Source organism: Nocardia farcinica (assembly GCF_029867845.1).
Classification (GTDB): Bacteria; Actinomycetota; Actinomycetes; order Mycobacteriales; family Mycobacteriaceae; genus Nocardia; species Nocardia farcinica_A.
In genome coordinates this window covers 1-6570 of sequence record NZ_JARWRU010001240.1, presented here as the reverse complement: position 1 = coordinate 6570, position 6570 = coordinate 1, and the positions used below count along the sequence as shown (strand labels likewise).

The window sequence follows — 6570 nt, the reverse complement described above, 5'->3', positions numbered from 1 at the left end:
GGACGGGGCGCGTCTGCGCTTGGGCCTGTCGCTGCGGCTGGACTAGTAACCGGGGGCGGCCCGCGCCGAGGGGGGCGGCCGGCGCGAGGGCGCGCGTCGCGGCGGTTCGCAACCCGCGGGCGGCGGGGGACGGCAGAATGGTCAGGGGCGTCCGCAGAAGGATGCTCAGGGCAGGCGTCCCGCGCCCGCTCCGAGCGGCTCGATGGCCGACGCGCTGCGCCGGGCCGGCTTCGGCGGCTGAAGCTTTCCCGCGGCCGGGAGCGGAGCCGGGCGCCGGCGAGGTGAGCTGCGAGCCGGACGACGGCGGGAGGGATCGGCGGCGATGCGACGGTGGCTCGAAGAGGATGTGCTCGCGACCGGCCGGTTGCCGCTGCTGTGCTTCCTGTTCGGGTTCATCGTCGGCTTCCTGTTCATCCGGCTCAGCGTGCGGATGATCAGGGCGAAGGTGCGCTGGTGGCCGGGCAACCTGAGGGCCGGGGACGTGCACATCCACCACATGGTCTTCGGGGTGGTGCTGGTGCTCGGCTCCGGTCTCGGCATGGTCGTCGTGCTCGACGAGGCGAGCACCGCCGTGGCCGCCGCGCTGGCCTCCTGCTTCGGAGTCGGCGCGGCGCTGGTGCTCGACGAGTTCGCGCTCATCTACTACTTGCGCGACGTCTACTGGGAGGAGCAGGGGCGCACCTCGGTGGACGCGGTCTTCGTCGCGCTCGCCGTGACCGGCCTGCTGCTGCTGGGTTTCCACCCGCTGTCGCTGCTCGAGATCAACGATTTCCGCGACTCGCTCGGCACCTGGGGGCACGTGGTCGCGGTCGGGTTCGCGCTGGCGAATCTGGCGATGGCGGCGGTGGTCATCGCCAAGGGCAAGATCTGGACCGGACTGTTCGGCATGTTCTTCCCGCCGTTGCTGGTCGTCGGCGCGCTGCGGCTGAGCAGGCCGGGTGCGCCGTGGGCCCGCTGGCGGTACGGGGACCGGCGCAGGCTGATGGCGCGGGCGATCGTGCGGGAACGCCGCTATCGGCGTCCGGTGATCCGGGCCAAGATCTTCGTGCAGGACCTGGTGGCGGGCAAACCCGATGTCGAACACGTGCGCACCGCGGCCGAGGCGGAGCTCAGCCGCACCGTCGTACCCGCCCCGCCCTCGCCGCACCGGCACCACTTCCCGTGGATCGCCGACCGGCCGCAGGTGCGGCAGCGCGGGGAGAGCGCCGAGCCGGGCGAGCCAGGCGACGGTGACGGTGACGGTGAAGACGAGGGGCTGATTTCCGCGGCGCCGCGCTGATCTGGCACAATGCTCGGGTTGCCCTGGGCGCTTTTCCCACCCCGGGAGCATCCCCTGAATCGGAGCATGAACCGGTCGCGCACACGTGTGCCGCCAGGGTCCTCTGTTCGCGCGAACTCCAGAAGGATGAAAATGAACACCCTTGACTTCGTCGACGAAAAGTCGCTGCGCAGCGATGTCCCGGACTTCCGTCCCGGTGACACCCTGAACGTGCACGTGAAGGTCATCGAAGGCTCGAAGGAGCGCATCCAGGTCTTCAAGGGCGTCGTGATCCGTCGCCAGGGTGGTGGCATCCGCGAGACCTTCACCGTCCGCAAGGTCTCCTTCGGTGTGGGCGTCGAGCGCACCTTCCCGGTGCACAGCCCCAACATCGACCACATCGACGTGGTGACCCGCGGTGATGTCCGCCGCGCCAAGCTGTACTACCTGCGTGACCTGCGCGGCAAGGCTGCCAAGATCAAGGAGAAGCGCTGAGCGCTCGCCCCTGACGGGCACAACCGAGCTTCGACTGGCCCGGCATCGGACGTACGTTCCGGTGCCGGGCTAGTCTGTTCGGCGTGGCAGACGAAAGTGGATCGGTGCGAGTGTCCGATTCGGACGACGAGGGCGCGGGCGGCGGGCGCCGCCGCCGCAAGCAGACGCGAAAAGCCAAGACCCAGCGGCCTTTCTGGCAGGAACTACCGATTCTCGTCGTGATCGCCGCGGTCATCGCCGCGTTGATGGTCACCTTCGTCGGGCGACCCTATGTGATCCCCTCCCAGTCGATGGAGGAGACGCTGCAGATCGGCGACCGCATCTACGTGCAGAAGATCAGCTACTACGGTTCCGACCCGCAGCCGGGTGATCTGGTCGTCTTCGTCGGCCCGGAGTCGTGGAACACCCGTTACCAGTCCATCCGGTCGGACAACGCGGTCGTGCGCGGCGTGCAGAACTTCCTGTCCTATTTCGGCCTGGTGCCGCCGGACGAGAACGATCTGGTGAAGCGGGTCATCGCGGTCGGCGGGCAGACCGTGCAGTGTTGCGACGCGGAGGGCCGCGTGATGGTCGACGGCAAGGCGCTCGACGAGCCCTACGTCGAGAACGACTTCCGCTGGCTGCCCGGCCAGCAGAACGCCTCCTACCCCTCCGGCCGGGTGTTCGGTCCGGTCCTGGTGCCCGAGGGGCACCTGTGGGTGATGGGCGACAACCGCAACCAGTCCGCGGACTCGCGCGCCCATGTCGGCGACGAGTTCCAGGGCACGGTGCCGATCGAGAACGTGCGGGGCAAGGCGGTGGTCAAGATCTGGCCGCTGAACCGCATCGGCCCCCTGCACTCCGAGGACCCGCAGGGCTAGATCGGCGGGGAGGATCGCGACGTGACGGTACGAACGGGGTGGCCGCCGCGCATGGTGATGCGCAGGGCGGGCGGCCTGCGCACGCTGGAGGCGGCCCTGATCCGCGGCGGGCTCGGCCCGGTGGCCGGGGTCGACGAGGCCGGACGTGGCCCGTGCGCGGGGCCGCTGGTGGTGGCCGCTTGCCTGCTCGCGCCCAAGGCCTACGACCGGCTCGCCGACCTCGACGACTCCAAGAAGCTCACCGAGGCCACCCGCGAGCAGTTGTTCCCGGTCATCACCAGGTTGGCGCTGGCCTACGAGATCGTGGTGATCCCGGCCTGGGAGGTCGACGCCATCGGCATCCACGTGGCCAATATCGAGGGCATGCGCCGGGCGGTGGCCGGTCTGCGGCAGCGGCCCGGCTACGTGCTCACCGACGGCTTCCGGGTGCCCGGCCTGGCCGTGCCGTCGCTGCCGGTGATCGGCGGCGACGCCACCGCGGCCTGTATCGCGGCGGCCAGTATCCTCGCCAAGGTCACCCGGGACCGCATCATGGTGGATCTGGACCGCCGCCATCCGGGGTATGGTTTCGCGGCCCACAAGGGCTACAACACATCCGAGCACACCGCGGCGCTGAAGCGGCTCGGACCCTGTCCCGAGCACCGCAGATCCTGGCGTAACGTCCGCGAGGAGCTGGGGCTGCGCCTGTCCGGCGACGCCCTCGCGCAGGCAGGCGAGGTACTCGCCGGGGGTGTCGACGACGGCCGGGTGGCTGCCGAGTCGGCGCATGCGGGATGATGTCGTAATACGACGCAGTGCGCCGAGAAGGAGGACGTCCCACCCGATGAGTGCCGAGGACCTCGAGAAGTACGAAACCGAGATGGAGCTCTCGCTGTATCGCGAGTACAAGGACATCGTCGGTCAGTTCTCGTACGTGGTGGAGACCGAGCGTCGCTTCTACCTGGCCAATTCGGTGGAGTTGCGCCCGCAGAACGCCGACGGCGAGGTGTACTTCGAGGTGCGGATGAGCGACGCCTGGGTCTGGGACATGTACCGGCCCGCCCGCTTCGTCAAGCACGTGCGGGTCATCACGTTCAAGGACGTCAACATCGAGGAGCTGGAGAAGCCCGACCTGCGGCTTCCCGAGTAGCCCCGCCGGTTGTCCACAGCCGCCAGGTTGTGCACAGGGCGGTGCAAAACCCCAGCTCGCGTCCTCGTCGCCTGATCGGTCTCCGGCCACGATGGCCGGGTGGGAGACAAACAGGCGCTCGGCGCACGAGGGGAAGAACTGGCCGCCCGGTTCCTGCGGGACGCGGGCATGGAGATCGTCGCGCGGAACTGGCGGTGCCGCCACGGTGAGCTCGATCTGATCGCCCGGCACGGCGCGATCACCGTCTTCGTCGAGGTCAAGACCCGCAGGACGCTGACCTTCGGCACGCCCGCCGAGGCCGTCACCGTCGGCAAACAGCAGCGCATCCGCAGGCTGGCGCTGCTGTGGCTGGCCGAGCAGGACGGTCCGTGGCAGCCCATCCGCTTCGACGTGGTCTCGGTGCTGATGATGCCGGGGCAGCGTCCCCGGATCGACCATCTCGCGGCGGTCTTCTGATGGCGCTCGGGCGGGCTCATTCGGTGGCGGTGGCCGGCGTGGACGGCAGGTTGGTGGAGATCGAGGCCGACATCGGCCAGGGGCTGCCGTCGGTCCATCTGGTCGGCCTGCCCGACACCGCCCTGTCCGAATCGAGGGACAGGGTGCGCTCGGCGGTGGCCAACTCGGGGGAGAAATGGCCGGACGGGCGCGTGATCCTCGCGCTGAGCCCGGCCACCCTGCCGAAGGTGGGCAGCGTCTACGACCTGGCCCTGGCCGCCTCGGTGCTCAACGCCGCCGACGCGGTGCCCTCCACCCGGCTGGCCGAGACGGTGTTGCTCGGCGAACTCGCGCTCGACGGCCGGGTGCGCCGGGTGCGCGGCATCCTGCCCGCCGTCATGACGGCGCGCACGGCGGGCTGTCCCCGGGTGGTGGTGCCGCGCGAGGCGCTGCCGGAGGCCGGGCTGGTCCAGGGCATCGAGGTGCTCGGCGCCCGCAGTCTGCGTGAGCTCGTCACCTGGTTGCGCGGGGAGGGCGTGCTCGCCGTACCGGACGGCCCGGTGCCCGACACCACCGTCCCACCGGGCGACCTGAGCGAGGTGGTGGGGCAGGAGGAGGCGCGCTGGGCGCTCGAGGTCGCGGCGGCGGGCGGGCACCACCTGTTGCTCACCGGGCCGCCCGGCATCGGCAAAACCATGCTGGCGCAACGGCTTCCCGGCTTGCTGCCGCCGCTCACCCCGGCCGAGTCCCTGGAGGTGACGGCCATCCACTCCATGGCGGGCGCGCTGACGGGGGAGCAGCCGTTGGTCACGGCGCCGCCCTTCGTCGCGCCCCACCATTCCACCTCGGTCACCGCCATGATCGGCGGCGGCTCGGGATCGGCCAGGCCCGGCGCGGTCAGCCGCGCCCACCGCGGCGTGCTGTTCCTCGACGAGTGCGCCGAGGTCGGGACCAAGGTGCTCGAGGCCATGCGCACCCCGCTGGAGGAGGGCGAGGTCCGCATCGCCCGCCGCGACGGGGTGGCGCGCTACCCGGCCCGCTTCCAGCTCGTGATGGCCGCGAACCCCTGCCCCTGCGCCCCCGCCCGCGACATCGACTGCGTCTGCCCGCCGACGGTGCGCCGCCGCTACCTGGGCAAACTGTCCGGCCCGCTGATGGACCGCATCGACCTGTGGGTGCGCATGCACGGACACACCGGTCCGGTGCACACCGCGGCGGCGGGGGAGAGCAGCGCCGAGGTCAGGGAGCGGGTCGCGCTCGCCAGGCAACGCGCGGACGAGCGCTGGCGGTCCGAGGGGTGGCGGGTCAACGCCGAGGTGCCCGGCCACATCCTGCGCAGACTGTTTCCGCTACCCGCCGACACGGTCGCCCCGCTGGAGGCCGCGGTGCGGCTCGGCAGGCTCTCCGCGCGAGGCGCCGACCGTGCCATCCGGGTCGCCTGGACCATCTGCGATCTTCGCGGGGGCGCTCTGCCCTCGGCGCGGGACGTGATGCTGGCGTTGAACTTTCGTCGCCGGAGCGCCTGATGTCGCTGCCCGCGCAGGGCATGCCGGAAATGCCCATGGAATTCGACGATTTCGGAAGGACGGCCGTGGTGTCCGAGGTAATGTCTGGGCTGCCCGGGGAATCACGGGCATGTCGAACCGGCGCGACGGCCCGTCGTCGCGCTGTGTACGCCCCCGGCGACGTCGCGGTCGCGGGATCGGCCGGAGTCCACGGCAGCGACATCGGCAACCACAACGGCAACGGCGAGAACGTGATTCACGGACCGAGCACTGTCGCGGGTTCGCATCCCGACGGTGAAGTCGTTGCCGGGCAGGAGGTTTCCGATCTTCCCGCGCCGGTGGAGCCGATCGAGGTCGCCGACGCGGGAGCGGGATACGGCCGCGGCTCGGCGGCGCAGGGAGACGTCGAGCCCGGTTCTCCCTGCGGTGCTCTCCGGCGCGACGGTACCCCGCCCGCACCCGTCCACGATCCGGGCGCGGTGTCCGAGGACGAACGGCGGAGATCGGCCTGGGTGTATCTCTCCCGCGTGGTGCAGGGCCCGTGTGCGCCGCTGTCGGCTCTGATCGAGTCGGTCGGCGTGCTGGAAGCGGCCAGGGCGGTGCGCGAACGCGAGTTGCCGCAATCGCTGCGCGCCGCCGTCCGTGCCCGGCGTGATGTCGATCGGGCGGCGGCCGACATCGAGGCCGTGCGGCGGTCGGGCGGTCGCGTGGTGACCCCCGATGACGAGGAGTGGCCTGCCTGGCGCATGCTCGGGCTGACCAGGTCGGAGATCGCGCGTGAGCCGGACGGCGCGGTGCCGCTGGTGCTGTGGGTGCGCGGCTCCCGCTCGCTGCTCGAGGTCACCGAGCGCGCCCTCGCGGTGGTTGGCTCGCGATGCAGCACCGGGT

7 protein-coding genes and 1 pseudogene are annotated in these 6570 nt (G+C 71.0%); all 8 read left to right on the top strand.

Annotated elements, in window-relative coordinates:
* Positions 1 to 322 precede the first annotated feature (322 nt).
* Positions 323 to 1279: a hypothetical protein gene (locus QH283_RS27770; RefSeq protein ID WP_280505882.1), complete on the top strand. Its 957-nt coding sequence runs from the start codon at positions 323 to 325 to the stop codon at positions 1277 to 1279.
* A 132-nt stretch (positions 1280 to 1411) separates the two neighbouring features.
* A complete protein-coding gene (gene rplS / locus QH283_RS27765) occupies positions 1412 to 1753 on the top strand; it encodes a 50S ribosomal protein L19 (RefSeq protein WP_011210681.1) in 342 nt (113 codons plus the stop codon).
* 83 nt (positions 1754 to 1836) lie between these two features.
* Positions 1837 to 2613: a signal peptidase I gene (gene lepB, locus QH283_RS27760; RefSeq protein ID WP_280505881.1), complete on the top strand. Its 777-nt coding sequence runs from the start codon at positions 1837 to 1839 to the stop codon at positions 2611 to 2613.
* A gap of 21 nt (positions 2614 to 2634) precedes the next feature.
* Positions 2635 to 3390: a ribonuclease HII gene (locus tag QH283_RS27755; protein WP_280505880.1), complete on the top strand. Its 756-nt coding sequence runs from the start codon at positions 2635 to 2637 to the stop codon at positions 3388 to 3390.
* Between the two features lie 46 nt (positions 3391 to 3436).
* Positions 3437 to 3742 (top strand): DUF2469 domain-containing protein, encoded by a 306-nt coding sequence (locus QH283_RS27750; RefSeq protein ID WP_011210678.1) that lies wholly within the window; start codon positions 3437 to 3439, stop codon positions 3740 to 3742.
* A 99-nt stretch (positions 3743 to 3841) separates the two neighbouring features.
* Complete coding sequence (locus QH283_RS27745; protein WP_280505879.1) at positions 3842 to 4198, top strand: YraN family protein; 357 nt, start codon at positions 3842 to 3844, stop codon at positions 4196 to 4198.
* Positions 4198 to 5703, top strand: coding sequence for a YifB family Mg chelatase-like AAA ATPase (locus QH283_RS27740; RefSeq protein ID WP_280505878.1), 1506 nt, complete (start codon positions 4198 to 4200; stop codon positions 5701 to 5703). The genes QH283_RS27745 and QH283_RS27740 overlap by 1 nt, the downstream gene beginning before the upstream one ends.
* Before the next feature lie 143 nt (positions 5704 to 5846).
* A pseudogene (locus tag QH283_RS27735) lies at positions 5847 to 6570 on the top strand (hypothetical protein); the annotation flags it as partial.

Excerpts from the sequence above, each read along its gene's own strand:
- QH283_RS27740 (WP_280505878.1), top strand. The coding sequence starts at position 4,198 with ATGGCGCTCGGGCGGGCTCATTCGGTGGCGGTGGCCGGCGTGGACGGC.
- QH283_RS27770 (WP_280505882.1), top strand. The coding sequence starts at position 323 with ATGCGACGGTGGCTCGAAGAGGATGTGCTCGCGACCGGCCGGTTGCCG.
- QH283_RS27750 (WP_011210678.1), top strand. The coding sequence starts at position 3,437 with ATGAGTGCCGAGGACCTCGAGAAGTACGAAACCGAGATGGAGCTCTCG.
- rplS (WP_011210681.1), top strand. The coding sequence starts at position 1,412 with ATGAACACCCTTGACTTCGTCGACGAAAAGTCGCTGCGCAGCGATGTC.